Source organism: Ferruginibacter lapsinanis (assembly GCF_020783315.1).
Lineage (GTDB): Bacteria > Bacteroidota > Bacteroidia > Chitinophagales > Chitinophagaceae > Ferruginibacter > Ferruginibacter lapsinanis.
Genome location: NZ_CP086063.1, coordinates 3303633 through 3319511 on the forward strand (window position 1 = coordinate 3303633; position 15879 = coordinate 3319511).

Here is a 15879-nt window from a genome sequence, read left to right on the forward strand (position 1 = left end):
CATATCATCAATACCAAAAACATGAAAAGCAATAAAAAGAAATTATCATCTGAACAAAATGATGAACTACTCCGCATATTAAAAGCCCGTTTTGAAAAAAACATGCAACGTCATAAAGGACTTGATTGGGCAGCAATACAAGCAAAACTAAAAGCCGATCCCGGAAAACTTTGGTCACTCGACGAAATGGAAAGCACCGGCGGAGAGCCCGATGTTATTGGCTTTGATAAAAAGACTGATGAATATATTTTTGTTGACTGCTCCGCAGAAAGCCCTAAAGGCCGCAGAAGTATTTGTTATGATCATGAAGCATTAGAATCAAGAAAAGAACATAAACCTGCAAACAGTGCCATTGAAATGGCTGCCGACATGGGCATTGAACTTTTAACAGAAGAACAATACCGGGCATTGCAGCAATTGGGAGAATTTGATACTAAAACCTCCAGCTGGCTCACAACACCACCTGCCATCAGAAAACTCGGCGGTGCCATTTTCGGAGATCGTCGCTTCAACACTGTTTTTGTATATCACAACGGCGCAGAATCTTACTACGCTGCAAGAGCATTCCGTGGAGTACTGAGGGTGTGATTTGAAGATTTGGAGATTTGAAAATTTGATGATGTACTAATGGTTTCTCATTCCTTATTTTTGGCTACTTCCTAATTTCAAGCAGGCATATGAAATTATTTCTTTTACTACTCAGCTGTTTTCTACTAATCATTTCTTGTAAAGCACAGAATGCTACGCAGTATCATTTTGTTGAATTCAGCACAATTTACCAATCAGGGTTAGTTGATAAGTCTGGTGATTTGATACTTTTAAAACGCAAAGAGAACCAGGCCCCTTTCAGTTTCGAAAAATATTGCTTCGCATTAGGCAAACAAAAACTTGCCAGCTATAATGAAGTATTGGATACTTTGTGCAACAGTTTTGAACTTTATGCTGTTCGTTTCTCAAAAGACTCATCCGGAACAACCACTAAAAAATTATTGGACCAACGTTCTTCCTTTGAAAAAGAATATTTGATAAAAATGGATCAAACCAGGAATACAGGCCCCGTGAATGCGCTACTGATCAAAGTATTTAGTCTTGAAATTGCAACCGTTAAATATAAAGTGTTACATGCTGTTTGCCCTTATTACAAAGACGAGTGTGTTGCAGAAGTGAGCGAGATAACGTTAAAAAACATCCGCTAGATCCGGCAGGAAGGATAAATAAATTATCCCATTTTGGGAACTTTTATTATCTTTGTCAAAAGGCAAAGGTTGAGAATTATCGCAAAGAAAATTTTAAGAGACTTCTGGGAGGTGCATCCAGACAGTGAACAGCAATTAAAGGCATGGTATCAGGAAACTGCAAAAGCCGAATGGACAACTCCGAATGAAATAAAAGCCGAGTACCCAAGTGCAAGTTTCTTACCAGGCAACAGAATTGTATTTAATATTAAAGGAAATCATTACAGGCTGATAGTAAAAATTAACTACGACTATCAAATGATTTGGATTCGCTTTATTGGCACACATGCCGGGTATGATAAAATAAATGCTAAAACAATTTAAAATGAACATTAAACCAATTAGAACAAAAAAAGATTACGAACAAGCTCTTGAAAGACTTGATGTAATTTTTGATGCAAAAAAGGGTACAAATAAAGGTGATGAGTTAGAAATATTGGGAATGTTAATTGAAAAATATGAAAATGAAAAATTCCCAATAAACTTCCCCGACCCTGTAGAAGCAATTAAATTCAGAATGGAGCAACTTGGATATAGTCAAACAGATTTAGCAAATGTTGTGGGACTAAAAAGCCGGGCCAGCGAAATTTTAAATCGGAAAAGAAAACTTTCACTTGAAATGATCAGACAACTTCACGATAGGTTAAATATTCCTACCGAAGTTTTAATCCAAGCTTACTAAGGCTGCTTCTGGTAACATCCACTGCGTAAAACAACAAGAAGGTGGTATGTTGCCAAACCACCTTCTTGTTATGCATTCAATATTAAGATCAAACAAGATCAAAACGATCTAAATTCATCACCTTAGTCCATGCAGCAACAAAATCATTTACAAATTTATCTTTCGCATCTTCACATGCATACACTTCTGCAATAGCACGTAATTCTGAGTTAGAACCAAAGATAAGATCAACCCTGCTTGCTGTCCATTTCACCTGTCCTGTCTTACGATCACTGCCTTCAAACTCTACTTTCGCATCTGAAGTTGCTTTCCATGTTGTTCCAAAATCGATCAGGTTGGTAAAGAAATCATTGGTAAGCGAATCTACGCGGTTGGTAAATACACCATGTTTAGATCGACCGGTATTTGCATTCAGCACACGCAATCCTCCAACAAGCACCGTCAATTCAGGCGCCGTTAATGTAAGCAGTTGCGCCTTATCGATCAACATTGCTTCCGGAGATCCAGTAGCCGCTTTATGTTTTATATAATTACGGAAACCATCTGCAGCCGGTTCAAGCACAGCAAAAGATTCCACATCGGTTTGTTCCTGCGTTGCATCAGTACGGCCAGGTGTAAATGGTACAGTCACCGCATGACCACCATTTTTTGCAGCCTGTTCAATAGCTGCACATCCGCCCAATACGATCAGGTCGGCCAACGACACTTTTTTATTTCCACCGGCGCTATTAAAATCTTTTTGAATGCTTTCCAATGTATCCAGCACTTTCGATAATTGAGATGGATCATTTACTTCCCAATATTTTTGCGGCGCCAAGCGTATACGGGCACCGTTAGCACCACCACGTTTGTCAGAACCACGGAAAGTAGAGGCAGATGCCCAGGCAGTAGATACCAGTTCAGACACAGACAATCCGCTCGCCAATATTTTCGCTTTTAATGCAGCAATATCTGCAGCATTGATCAGTTCATGCGTAACCGCAGGAACAGGATCTTGCCAGATCAGTTCTTCAGCAGGTACTTCTTTACCCAAATAACGAACACGTGGCCCCATATCCCTGTGCGTTAGTTTGAACCATGCACGGGCAAACGCATCCGCAAACTGATCAGGGTTTTCGTGAAAACGTTTAGATATCTTTTCATATGCAGGGTCAATTCTCAATGCCAGATCAGTTGTCAGCATAAACGGTGCATGGCGTTTGGAAGGATCATGTGCATCAGGCACCAACCCTTCGCCGGCATTTCCTTTTGGTTTCCATTGATGAGCACCGGCCGGACTCTTTGTCAATTCCCATTCGTAGCCAAACAGGTTCTCAAAAAAGTTATTGCTCCATTTTGTTGGTGTGGTGGTCCATGCGCCTTCTAAACCACTGGTAATAGTATCTTCTGCATTTCCTTTGCCAAAAGTATTTTTCCAACCCAGGCTTTGCTCTTCAATACTTGCAGCAGCTGGTTCTCTGCCAACATATTTACCCGGATCTGCAGCACCATGTGTTTTACCAAACGTGTGACCACCTGCGATCAACGCTACTGTTTCTTCATCATCCATTGCCATACGACGAAACGTCTCACGAATATCACGAGCCGCTGCCAATGGATCAGGGTTACCGTTAGGCCCTTCCGGATTCACATAGATCAACCCCATCTGCACAGCACCCAACGGATTTTCCAATTCACGATTACCGGTATAGCGCTTGTCTCCTAACCACTTTGTTTCAGAACCCCAATAAATATCTTCAGATGGTTCCCATACATCTGCACGTCCGCCGCCAAAACCAAAGGTCTTAAAGCCCATCGATTCCAGCGCACAGTTACCGGCAAGGATCATCAGATCAGCCCACGAAATCTTTCTGCCATATTTCTTTTTGATCGGCCATAATAATAAACGGGCCTTGTCCAGATTGGCATTATCAGGCCAGCTATTCAGCGGTGCAAAACGCTGTGTGCCAAATCCGCCACCACCACGACCATCGTGGATACGATACGTACCGGCACTATGCCATGCCATACGGATAAAGAACGGACCATAATGTCCATAATCTGCAGGCCACCAGTCTTGAGAGGTGGTCATTAGTTCATATATCTCTTTCTTTAAAGCATCAAGGTCGATGCTTTTGAATTCGGTTGCGTAGTCAAACGACTCTCCCATCGGATTTGATAGCGAAGAGTGCTGACGAAGGATCCCTAAATTCAATTGATTGGGCCACCAGTCACGGTTGCTCGGACCACTGCCTGCGCTGCTCTTTAGCATACCACTGGTAAACGGACACTTCCCTCCACCAGTATTTGTGTTATTTTCCATTGCTTAAAAATTAATATAAGTTGTTAGTAATATAGGTTTATGAACATTTTGAAGGCTTATTTGACGCTTTTCGAAATGCTTTCAAAGTTATGCTAAATTACAAAAGCATTGAAGCATTTAGATATAAGTTTTCAATGCAAAAACACAAAAATTACCGAATTGTTTGATTGGTCAGATATTAATATTACACGTTCTTCCGCTAAATGTCTTCTAGCTCCATTCTTTCATTGTACGATTCGGTATAGTCAGAAAATACCGATCTTTTAAATAGTGTATCAGTTTTAAAATATAACATAATGTAGAATTACCTATGCTCAGTTTACAGTAGTACAAAAGCTTAATCAGGGAACCAACCCCAAAACGGGATGTAATCGTTTTGGGGCGGCTTTTTTGGTTACTTTTTTTCCGCAAAAAAAGTAACAGAAGAGCATCTGCGAACGAAATGACTTTTATTATAATTTTCAAACTGATGCACTACCAAAAATTACTGAATTGTTGATTGATTGGCAAAATTCATTACAAGTTCACCGCTTACCTTTGTTAATATATACAGATGTAGTACGATCTGGACAAGCAAGTTTCAACTTTGGTTCATAACTTCAACAAATATTTTAAACCAATATGACCATGAATTGACAAAATACTTGCCACCATCGGCACAAGACAACAACATCCGAAATGTTTTAAATGAAAAACATTATCTCAAAAAGATCAACCTGTTTAAAGAATGGATAAATTGAATAAAGTAGCTAAAGTCACCCTCATATTCTGGGTGATGAAGATTGTTGCTACAACTTTAGGGGAAACACTGGGAGACTTTATTTCTATGACCCTTGATCTGGGGTATACTATAGGAATAGGAATTACATTATTATTTTTTTTGATCATTCTCCTTACACAACTCTCTGTCAAAAAATATATCCCCGTAATTTATTGGTCAGTGATCGTTGGCACAACTACTTTAGGCACAGAAATCTCCGACTATATTGACAGGTCTCTGCATCTGGGATATGCCCTCGGCAGTTTGATACTCATCTGTTGTTTACTCTTTTCTTTGTTCTTATGGAACAGGCGCTACAAAGATCTTAGTGTATATCCTATAGCAGAAAGATCAAAAGAAATTTATTATTGGGTAGCCATTCTTTTCTCCAATAGTTTAGGAACAGCATTCGGAGATTTTCTAAGTGATAATATGGGGTTAAGCTATTTATCCGGCGCATTGATTACTGGAATCATCATCGCAATAGTTGCGTTACTTCATTATTACACAAAGATCAATCACATACTTTTATTTTGGATAGCATTTATTTTTACCAGGCCCTTTGGTGCAACTTTTGGCGACTTCCTTACAAAGCCATTATCAAAAGGAGGATTAGACCTCGGAACTTTACCCTCTTCTTTAGTGTCAATCGCAATTTTGATGATGCTCATTTTTATTTCGCATCGACAAAATAACAGATCGATCCCGGCATAGGTGATCTTGGTTTGTATCTTGTATCCTTACCAGTATAAAACACTGATGTAAAAAAACAAGGATATCATTTCTGCAAAAAAACAATAGTATCTTTATTAGCAATTTTCAATATGTCAAACATCAATCTTATTATAGAAGAGAGAGCCACTAGCATTGGCAAATTCATGGTAGGACGTTTACTCCCCTTCCGGCAAAAAAGAATGGTAGGTCCATTCATTTATATCGACCATATGGGTCCCGTCAAAATGAATGAACGGGAAAATTTTGATGTGCTGCCACATCCGCACATTGGGTTATCCACGCTTACGTTTTTATTTGAAGGAAATATCATGCATCGGGATACACTGGGTACAGAGGTAGAAATAAAACCCGGAGCTGTAAACTGGATGACGGCAGGAAAAGGCATTGTTCATTCTGAACGAACACCTGAATATTTACGCCATTCCGATAAGAACATGCATGGCTTACAGATCTGGGTGGCGCTGCCGAAAGAACTGGAACAAATAGATCCCTCTTTTTTTCATATCGATAAAGAACAGATCCCTGCCTGGACCGAAGGAAGTCTCCAATTTAAATTAGTGGCCGGCGAAGCCTTTGGCAAAAGATCTCCCGTACCTGTCTATAGCAAACTCTTTATGATCGAAATAAAAAGCACAGAAAAACAAGAGGTGGATATAAGCCATGCATTATATGGCGAATCAGGTTTGTATATTCTCGAAGGAAATATTGAAAGCGATGGCAATGTGTACGAACCAAAACAATTATTGGTAGCAAAAGATGGAAGCCTTTGTAAATTTACCATCGGAGCAAATAGCACCATTTATATTTTTGGTGGCGAACCTTTTCCGGAAGAAAGATTGATCGATTGGAATTTTGTTGCTACCAACAAAGAACTCATCGATGAAGCAAAGCAAAAATGGGCAGCGCAACAATTTGATAAAATAAAAGGTGATGAAACAGAATTTGTACCCTACCCCTCATTAAAAAAATAACAGCATGGCAAGCGTATCATCCAACATAAAAAAAGAGTTATACAAAATTGAAATAACATCTCCATCAGGCAATGTGGTGATTGCTGATGAACCAATAGCCAACGGAGGAAAAGACCTCGGATTTTCTCCAAAAGAATTATTAGCATCCGCATTGACCGCTTGCACAAGTGCAACAGTGAGAATGTATGCCGACAGAAAAGGATGGCCGTTAGAAGAAGTGAATGTTGAGGTAGAACTGGAATATATCCAGGAAACCAACAAGACAGTGATCAATAGAAAAATAGCATTCGTCGGGAATTTGGATGATGCACAAACAGCAAGGCTCTTATCAGTGGCCAATGCCTGTCCGGTGCATAAGATATTAAGCAACCCGATAGAAATTAACACTACAATTAAGTAGGCAATTTTAAATATGCATGAGCGCTTAACATTTAAAAGTTCTAACAGACCATGCCCCAATACATGATTCACAACCCGTTTTATCGACATTGCAATTGGTAGTTTTATTGGCGCTATCGGAGGATGGATATTGTTTAATGAGAACGTTCACTTCATCACAAAAAAACAGGTAAGAAAAGCCAAAGTGATCTTGAAGCAAAAAGAGTGATTTTGAAGCAAAAAGAGTGATTTTGAAACAAAAGAGTAATCTTTTAATAGTAAATCAATTTAAGAATATAACATAATGTAGAATTACCAATGCTCAGTTTACAGTAGTACAAAAGCTTAATCAGGGAACCAACCCCAAAACGGGATGTAATCGTTTTGGGGCGGCTTTTTTGGTTACTTTTTTTCCGCAAAAAAAGTAACAGAAGAGCATCTGCAAATGAAATCACTTTTATTATAATTTTCAAACTGATACACTCCCATCTTTTGATGGAGACAAAGTGTATCATTGATACGCCGTCTGTATAACCCCAAACACTTTTTCCTCTGTACAAAAATAGATGTACATCCTCATCGTATATCACTTTCTTCAGGTATCGGCAGGTCTATTGCAAAATCGGTCAGAAAATGTTCTCTTGCAATAGTATAAAACCAGATCACATCTTCAATATCATCATGCCCATGTGTATCCGCTAATTTAAAAAGCAAAAGATAGAGCAAACCTGCTCCCGACATATGATGTATTTTATTATCAATATGACGCAATCTTTCTTTCTGTGGGATATCTCCATTAAGGGAATACTCACGAAATAATCCATACGACATATCATGCAATTCTATAGTACGGTAAATTCTTTTTTTATGATCGGGCAGATGTTCAATATCTGCACCAAATATTTCCATCGCAGCTATCAGGCTTACCAGGCCATGCCGCTTGTGTGCAGGCTTGCCCGTTAGCGGATGTGGGATCAATACCGTTTTATCTTCTTCTGTTTTACCAATATCATGCAGCAAGGCAACTATCTTCAGCTCGTTCCTCACTTGTTCTTTATCAAGATCCAATTGCCGTAAGATAGAAAACATTCTTCCGTAAAAACCTTCTTCATGTTTATTAAAGATGGCATCGATAGTATCATAAACTGCCAACAAATGATGAGAGAGCATTACCCCGCTGGTATTACTATGATGACTATCCACCATATTTTCAGCCTTTACCCACCAACCGGAATCTCTCACCTTTTTTTCCAACAGTTGCGGATCAAAGTCTGCTTTTTTCATGTTCACGTATTGATTATTTCAGTAGTTAAAACTAAATGTTTTTCCGGTTCATTATTTATAAAGTTTTATTCCATTCTATTTAAGACCTTTGCCTGATAAACAATAAAATATGAACTGGATCATACTCATCATCGCAGGGTTATTTGAGGTAGCATTTGCTTCCTGTTTGGGTAAAGCTAAAGAAGCAACAGGGAGTGATGTGTATTGGTGGTATGGCGGTTTTTTAATTGCTCTCACCATCAGTATGCTGCTGCTGGTTAAAGCAACGCAAAGTTTACCGATCGGAACCGCCTATGCCGTATGGACTGGAATTGGCGCAGTGGGCACAGCGTTGATGGGAATCTTTGTATTCAAAGACCCAACAAATTTCTGGCGCATTTTCTTCATCATTACCCTTATCGGTTCTGTCATCGGACTAAAATCTGTATCACACTAATTGCCACATAAACACACCTGGTTATCATCATATTTTCCACATTTCCCTTTGTTAACGATATACTAAAAACAGCAGTGTTTAATTTTTAAACCCTTTCAACGTTAATTTTGTCACCCGAATGAAATTAAGACTGACATACCTGTTCTTATTATGTATGCTGCTAACAGGCTATGGGTATGCCATTCCTCCGGCACAACAACATCATTCTAAACACTCTCCTGCTCAGCATAATAATATATTATGTTTCGGTAGTCATCTGCACACTGCTGTTGAACTCACGTATGCAGAAAATAATGATGAGAACGACGAGGACGAATCAGGATCCATCAGAAAAAAAACGATCAGCTTTACCTCTATGTACAATAAGGCAATTGTACTAAGTTATCTTTCCAATGCTCTCAACAACAAACAATGGAGTAACAAACAATATATTTACACTCCTTCCGACAGATACCTCTTTTTAAGAGTGATCAGGATCTGATTATATTCCATGCATCCGTTACTCAACTGCTGCTGATGCATATTTCCTCAACAACACATTGATCTTTTTACAATCGGTTCATCAACCGAACGGCGTCTGTATAGAAATTACTTACAGCCCGTGTATGTTCTATTAAACAATAACTCACGTATATCACCATGAACAGAATCGTATGGCTTATCAGCTTATGTACACTCATTTACAGTACTGGCTGCAAAACAAAAACAACAGAAAAAGAAGAAGCAGTTAAGTACACTGTTACCAGTGCCCTGAAAGCTGATACGTCTTTCACAAAAGACTATATCGCACAAATACAATCCGTCCGCAACATTGAAGTAAGGGCACAGGAAAAAGGATACCTGGAAAATATTTATGTAGATGAAGGGCAGTATGTAAAAGCCGGACAGGTGCTTTTCCGCATTATGCCTAAAATGTATGAAGCTGAGTTTTTAAAAGCACAGGCAGAAGCAAAAGCAGCCGAATTAGAAATGCTGAATACCAAAATGCTGGCAGATAAAAATATTGTTTCAAAAACAGAACTGTCTATTGCACAGGCAAAACTAGATGAGGCAAAAGCTGAGATGTCGTTGGCACAGGTACATCTTTCGCTTACCGAGATCAAAGCACCGTTTGATGGAGTGATTGACAGGATACGTTTTAAACTCGGCAGCCTGATAGATGAAGGTGGATTACTGACCACACTATCCGACAACAAATCTGTATATGCATACTTCAATGTATCAGAAAGTGAATACCTGAATTTCAAAACTCATAACAACGCAGGAGATAAACCCGTGGTAAGCCTGCTGCTGGCAAATAACGAAATGCATAAATACAAAGGAGAGGTAGAAACCATCGAAAGTGAATTTGATAATGCCACCGGAAATATTGCTTTCAGGGCAAAATTCCCCAACCCGGATATGTTGTTGAAACACGGAGAGACCGGAAAGGTACAAATGACGATCCCTATCAATAATGCATTGATCATTCCACAAAAAGCCACTTACGAAATGCAGGATAATATTTATGTGTATGTGGTAGATCAAAACAATGTGGTGAAAGCAAAAAAACTTACCATCAGAAACAAGATGCCTGATCTCTACGTGGTAGATTCCGGTATTACAGAAAACGATAAGATATTATTGGAAGGCGTGCAAAATGTAAAAGAAGATGATAAGATCAACTATCAATTCATCACACCCGATAAAGTGATCTCCAATCTTCAATTAATCAAATAATACAATTCAGGATTACTGCAAATAAAATACTATGTTCAATAAATTCATACACAGGCCTGTACTGTCAATTGTAATATCGCTGATGATCACCATACTGGGTGTGGTGGCATTGATACAATTGCCCGTAACACAGTTCCCTTCTATTTCCCCGCCTAAGGTAAACATCGCTGCTGAATATCCCGGAGCCAATGGCGAGCTGATGATCAAAGCTGTGGTAATTCCATTGGAAAGAGCTATCAATGGTGTTCCCGGTATCAAATACATTGCCTCCGATGCTGGTAATGATGGCGAAGCGTCTATACAGGTGGTATTTAATTCCGGTGTCGATCCCAACATCGCATCCGTAAATATTCAGAACCGTGTGGCTTCTGTGATCAACAAATTACCACCCATCGTTGTTCGTGAAGGAGTAAAAATTACCCGTGAGGAATCTAACATGTTGATGTATGTGAACCTCTACAGTACTGATACGGCACTGGATGAAAAGTTCCTGTTCAATTTCGCCGACATCAATTTACTGTCAGAGATCAAGAGTGTGAATGGTGTGGGTGTGGCCGATATCCTGGGCAACAGAGAATATGCCATGCGTATCTGGCTAAAGCCCGATCGCATGACTGCCTATAAAATTTCTGCAGATGATGTATTGAAAGCATTAGATGAACAAAGCTTAGAAGCTTCACCCGGCAAAACAGGCGAAAGCTCAGGAAGAAGATCACAGGCTTTTGAATATGTATTAAAATACCCCGGCCGTTTTACAACCAAAGAAGGATATGAAAATATTATTCTCCGGTCTAGTCCCGATGGAGAGATACTGCGTGTGAAAGATGTGGCCGAAGTGGAGTTTGGCAGCAGCTATTATGATATCTATTCCGGTCTCAACGGCAAACCTTCTGCCGCTATCATGATCAAGCAATCCTATGGAAGTAATGCCAGCGAGGTAATAAAAAATATCAAAGCTAAAATGGAAGAGATCAAGAACACTTCATTCCCCAAAGGAATGAATTATGAGATCAGCTATGATGTTTCTACTTTCCTCGATGCCTCTATTGAAAAAGTATTACACACCTTGGTAGAAGCATTTATACTCGTAGGTATAGTAGTGTTTTTATTCCTCGGAGATTGGCGCTCTACTTTAATCCCCGCCATTGCTGTTCCGGTTTCATTGATAGGCACATTTATCTTCATGCAGTTCTTCGGCATCACACTCAATCTTATCACCTTATTTGCATTGGTATTGGCCATTGGTATTGTGGTAGATAATGCCATCGTCGTTGTGGAAGCAGTACATGCTAAAATGGAAGAAAAGAATTTAAGTCCGGCCTACGCAACCGAAGAAGCCATGCATGAGATCAGCGGTGCAATTATTGCCATCACATTGGTAATGGCAGCAGTATTTATTCCCGTGGCATTCATGTCTGGGCCGGTAGGTATCTTCTACCGACAGTTCTCTATCACCATGGCTACATCTATTGGTCTGTCAGGTTTAGTGGCACTAACGTTAACCCCTGCCCTATGTGCCATGCTGTTAAAAAATACACATGGTGCAAAAAGAAAACAAACTCCTTTAAGAAAACTCTTAGATGGATTTAATAATTGGTTCGAAAGAACACTGGGTAAATACAAAAGCATTCTCGGGTTCATTGTCAATAAAAGGATCATCTCCCTGTTGGCATTGTTCGGTTTTTGTGCCGGCATCTGGTTCTTAAATACTCAGTTACCATCTGGCTTTATTCCTAACGAAGACCAGGGTATGTTTTACGCCATTGTGCAAACCCCTCCCGGTGCCACATTAGAGCGTACCAATGAAGTGGTAGGACAATTACAAAGAATTGCCCAGGGCATGGAAGATGTAAAATCAGTTTCCTCCCTGGCAGGTTTCGAAATTTTATCTGAAGGTACCGGGGCAAACTCTGGTACCTGCCTGGTAAACCTTAAAGACTGGAGTGATAGAAAACATTCTGTAAATGATATCATCAAAGAGTTCGAAGAAAAAGCGAAAGACATACAAGGTGCCACAGTAGAATTCTTTCCTCCTCCTGCTGTTCCCGGCTATGGTGCCGCCGGCGGGTTTGAGTTGCGTTTACTGGATAAAGCCGGAAGTGGCAACTACAAAAAAATGGAAACAGTAAATAATGATTTTGTAAGAGCCTTAAACAAAAGGCCTGAGCTCTCTTCAGTATTTAGTTTCTACAGTGCCAGCTTTCCGCAATACATGTTAACGGTAGATAACGATGCAGCCCAACAAAAAGGAGTCACCATCGAAAATGCGATGAATACATTATCTACGTTGGTAGGTAGTAACTACGAAACCAATTTCATTCGTTACGACAGGCAGTATAAAGTAATGGTACAGGCATTGCCGCAATACAGAGCATTGCCCGAAGACATCTTAAAACTATATGTCAAAAATGATAAAGATGAAATGGTACCATTCTCTGCGTTCATGCACATGGAAAAAGTATATGGCTTATCAGAGATAACACGGCATAATATGTACAACTCTTCTGAGATCAGCGGTGCAGCAGCTCCCGGTTATAGTAGTGGTGCCGCTATCAAAGCCGTTGAAGAAGTGGCTAAAAAAACATTACCAAGAGGATTTGGAATAGACTGGGCTGGTATCTCAAAAGATGAAGTAGCACAGGGCAATCAAGCCATATATATATTCTTGATCTGTTTGGTGTTTGTTTATTTGCTATTGGCAGCACAGTACGAAAGTTTTGTATTGCCGTTACCGGTTATTCTTTCTTTACCAGCCGGTATCTTCGGCGCCTTCCTGTTATTAAAAATATTAGGACTCGAAAATAATATCTATGCACAGGTAGCAATGGTAATGCTCATTGGTCTGCTCGGTAAGAATGCGGTATTGATCGTTGAATTTGCAGTACAGAAACATCGTTCAGGCAGCACCGTATTGCAGGCAGCTATCGAAGGTGCAGCAGTAAGGTTCCGCCCCATCTTAATGACATCTTTCGCATTCATCGCCGGCCTGATACCATTGGTAAAAGCAACAGGACCCGGTGCCGTAGGAAACAGAACCATCGGTTCTGCCGCAGCAGGCGGTATGCTGCTGGGTACTGTATTTGGCGTACTGCTCATACCCGGCTTATACTACATCTTCGCCTTAATATCAGAAAAGAACCCGATGGTAGAAGATGAATACGAAAATCCTTTAACAGAAGAAATTGATAACAATGTTGAACCTATCTAAAATATACACATGCATTGCCGTTATCTGCCTGGTGCAGATAGGCTGCAAAGTACCGGCAATTGTTGAGAACAAAGCAAAGCCAACAGTCCCATTATCTTACGGCAATTCCACCGACACGGCAAATTCTGCAGCCATTCAGTGGCGTACATTTTTTGCCGATAAAGACCTGGAGACTCTGATCGACACAGCACTTAAAAACAACAAAGAGCTATTGATCACCTTACAGGAAATAGAAATTGCCCGGAATGATATACGGGTAAAAAAAGGACAGCTATTACCAAGCGTGATAGGTGGTGGTGGTATTGGTGTTGAAAAAGTAGGTCGCTACACCAGCCAGGGTGCAGGCGATGCATCTACAGAGATCAAGCCCGGCACGGAAGTTCCCGACTGGCTGCCCGATTACAAAGTAGGCGCATACGCCACCTGGGAGATAGATATCTGGAAAAAGCTCCGCACTGAAAAAAAGGCGGCCGTTACCCGCTATCTCTCTACTGTAGAAGGCAAAAACTTTTTGATAACAAATCTCATTGCAGAGATAGCCAATGATTATTATGAATTGCTGGCGTTGGATAATCAGTTGGAGATCGTAAAGCAAACCATCACACTGCAACAAAATGCATTGGAAGTAGTGAAGGTGCAAAAAGATGCAGGAAGAGAGACCTCATTAGCGGTCAAAAAATTCGAAGCCGAAGTACTCAATTCCCAAAGCAGAGAATTTGATATTCAGCAAAAAATAAAAGAGACAGAGAATGAGATCAATTTTTTATTGGGCAGGTATCCCCAACCGGTAGTTCGTAATACTACAGCATTTTTCAATGCAGTGCCGCAGCAGGTACAAACCGGTATCCCTTCGCAGTTGTTACAACAGCGGCCCGATATCAAACAGGCCGAGCTCGATCTGGCTGCAGCAAAACTCGATGTAAAAGTTGCCCGTGCAGAATTTTATCCATCATTCGGCATCTCCTCTTCCATCGGTTTCAATGCATTCAAGCCATCGTACCTGGTAAAATTCCCTGAGTCGCTGTTGGCATCGTTGGCCGGTGATGTAGCCGGTCCGCTCATCAACAAAAATGCCATCAAAGCAGAATTTGACAATGCCAATGCAAGACAAACACAGGCACTCTACAATTATGAAAAAACAATTTTAAATGCCTGCATCGAAGTATCAACTGAATTATCAAACCTAAGCAACCTGGAGAAGACCTATCAGTTGAAATCAAAAGAAGTAAATGCACTCACTGCATCCATCGACATCTCCAACGACCTCTTCAAATCAGCAAGAGCCAACTACTTTGAAGTATTGATGACACAAAGAGATGCAGTAGAATCAAAATTAGAATTGATAGAAACCAAGCTCCATCAGTTCAACGCCGTTACCAACCTCTACCGCTCCTTAGGCGGCGGCTGGCAATGATCGCACAGCATACTAATAACACAATCCCATACGCCCTGGCGTATGGGATTGTGTTATGTAACAAACATTAATACTACTCCGCCGTTGTTGGTCGCCTGACCAACAACTTTCAATACAACCCATAACACTCAATATAATCAACCATTATAATGAGTTAGAAATCCAAAATCATCCGTAATTCCACTGCTGTAATAAAATTTTGCACTACTGTAAAAATATTACCATAGTTGGTCAGGCGACCAACTATGGCGAAGCCCCTTCCACACCCTATCCAAAAAACATAAACCCTTCGCCCCTAAGAATAGAATTACCAATGCCGAAGCCACAGTAGTACAAAAGATGCACATAGCTATACGGCAGAAACGGGCTGTAATCGTTTCTGCCTTGAATTTTTTTGTTACTTTTTTGTTTCAAGACAAAAAAGTAAAATCATCAATCATAACAAGCAATCCAAAAAACATAAACCCTCCGCCCCTAAGAATAGAATTACCAATGCCGAAGCCACAGTAGTACAAAAGATGCACATAGCTATACGGCAGAAACGGGCTGTAATCGTTTCTGCCTTGAATTTTTTTGTTACTTTTTTGTTTCAAGACAAAAAAGTAAAATCATCATTCATAACAAGCAATCCAAAAAACATAAACCCTCCGCCCCTAAGAATAGAATTACCAATGCCGAAGCCACAGTTTGCAAATCCCGAGCGTAGTCTCGGGAAGTACAGCAGATGCACATAGCTACTTGAACGAAAGAGGCTG

The 15879-nt window shown here is 40.2% G+C and carries 14 protein-coding genes; 12 read left to right on the plus strand and 2 right to left on the minus strand.

The window, feature by feature from the left end; genetic code table 11:
* The first annotated feature begins 21 nt into the window (after nucleotides 1–21).
* From LK994_RS13805 to LK994_RS13820, 4 genes are all read left to right on the plus strand, one after another.
* Nucleotides 22–588 carry a DUF4256 domain-containing protein gene (locus LK994_RS13805; RefSeq protein ID WP_229760683.1) on the plus strand — a complete coding sequence of 189 codons (567 nt, stop codon included), beginning with the start codon at nucleotides 22–24 and terminating at the stop codon, nucleotides 586–588.
* Nucleotides 589–677: 89 nt separating this feature from the next.
* The gene (locus tag LK994_RS13810; RefSeq protein ID WP_229760684.1) at nucleotides 678–1196 is read left to right on the plus strand and encodes a hypothetical protein; all 519 of its coding nucleotides are present in this window, start codon (nucleotides 678–680) and stop codon (nucleotides 1194–1196) included.
* A 69-nt stretch (nucleotides 1197–1265) separates the two neighbouring features.
* Complete coding sequence (locus tag LK994_RS13815) at nucleotides 1266–1559, plus strand: type II toxin-antitoxin system HigB family toxin (protein WP_229760685.1); 294 nt, start codon at nucleotides 1266–1268, stop codon at nucleotides 1557–1559.
* A gap of 1 nt (nucleotide 1560) precedes the next feature.
* Nucleotides 1561–1917 (plus strand): helix-turn-helix domain-containing protein, encoded by a 357-nt coding sequence (locus LK994_RS13820; protein WP_229760686.1) that lies wholly within the window; start codon nucleotides 1561–1563, stop codon nucleotides 1915–1917.
* Between the two features lie 88 nt (nucleotides 1918–2005).
* On the opposite strand, the gene katG is transcribed toward LK994_RS13820, so the two are convergent.
* The gene (gene katG / locus LK994_RS13825) at nucleotides 2006–4219 is read right to left on the minus strand and encodes a catalase/peroxidase HPI (RefSeq protein WP_262907833.1); all 2214 of its coding nucleotides are present in this window, start codon (nucleotides 4217–4219) and stop codon (nucleotides 2006–2008) included.
* Between the two features lie 727 nt (nucleotides 4220–4946).
* On the opposite strand from katG, the gene LK994_RS13830 reads away from it, so the two are divergent.
* The 3 genes from LK994_RS13830 to LK994_RS13840 all read left to right on the plus strand — a co-directional run bounded on the left by LK994_RS13830 (nucleotide 4947) and on the right by LK994_RS13840 (nucleotide 7085).
* Entirely contained in the window at nucleotides 4947–5693 is a 747-nt protein-coding gene (locus LK994_RS13830) for a COG4705 family protein (protein WP_229760687.1), read from the plus strand.
* A gap of 110 nt (nucleotides 5694–5803) precedes the next feature.
* Nucleotides 5804–6685: a pirin family protein gene (locus LK994_RS13835; RefSeq protein WP_229760688.1), complete on the plus strand. Its 882-nt coding sequence runs from the start codon at nucleotides 5804–5806 to the stop codon at nucleotides 6683–6685.
* A 4-nt stretch (nucleotides 6686–6689) separates the two neighbouring features.
* On the plus strand, nucleotides 6690–7085 hold the full coding sequence (locus LK994_RS13840) for an OsmC family protein (RefSeq protein WP_229760689.1): 396 nt from the start codon (nucleotides 6690–6692) through the stop codon (nucleotides 7083–7085).
* A 554-nt stretch (nucleotides 7086–7639) separates the two neighbouring features.
* Here LK994_RS13840 and LK994_RS13845 read toward each other — a convergent pair.
* Nucleotides 7640–8347 (minus strand): HD domain-containing protein, encoded by a 708-nt coding sequence (locus LK994_RS13845; protein WP_229760690.1) that lies wholly within the window; start codon nucleotides 8345–8347, stop codon nucleotides 7640–7642.
* Nucleotides 8348–8456: 109 nt separating this feature from the next.
* Between LK994_RS13845 and LK994_RS13850 the strand changes: the two genes are divergently transcribed.
* From LK994_RS13850 to LK994_RS13870, 5 genes are all read left to right on the plus strand, one after another.
* Nucleotides 8457–8783, plus strand: a complete 327-nt coding sequence (locus LK994_RS13850) for a DMT family transporter (protein WP_229760691.1) — start codon at nucleotides 8457–8459, stop codon at nucleotides 8781–8783.
* A gap of 118 nt (nucleotides 8784–8901) precedes the next feature.
* Nucleotides 8902–9264, plus strand: a complete 363-nt coding sequence (locus tag LK994_RS13855) for a hypothetical protein (protein WP_229760692.1) — start codon at nucleotides 8902–8904, stop codon at nucleotides 9262–9264.
* A 158-nt stretch (nucleotides 9265–9422) separates the two neighbouring features.
* Complete coding sequence (locus tag LK994_RS13860) at nucleotides 9423–10502, plus strand: efflux RND transporter periplasmic adaptor subunit (protein ID WP_229760693.1); 1080 nt, start codon at nucleotides 9423–9425, stop codon at nucleotides 10500–10502.
* Between the two features lie 31 nt (nucleotides 10503–10533).
* A complete protein-coding gene (locus tag LK994_RS13865) occupies nucleotides 10534–13710 on the plus strand; it encodes an efflux RND transporter permease subunit (protein WP_229760694.1) in 3177 nt (1058 codons plus the stop codon).
* Nucleotides 13694–15124, plus strand: coding sequence for a TolC family protein (locus LK994_RS13870; protein WP_229760695.1), 1431 nt, complete (start codon nucleotides 13694–13696; stop codon nucleotides 15122–15124). The genes LK994_RS13865 and LK994_RS13870 overlap by 17 nt, the downstream gene beginning before the upstream one ends.
* The last annotated feature ends 755 nt before the right edge of the window (nucleotides 15125–15879 follow it).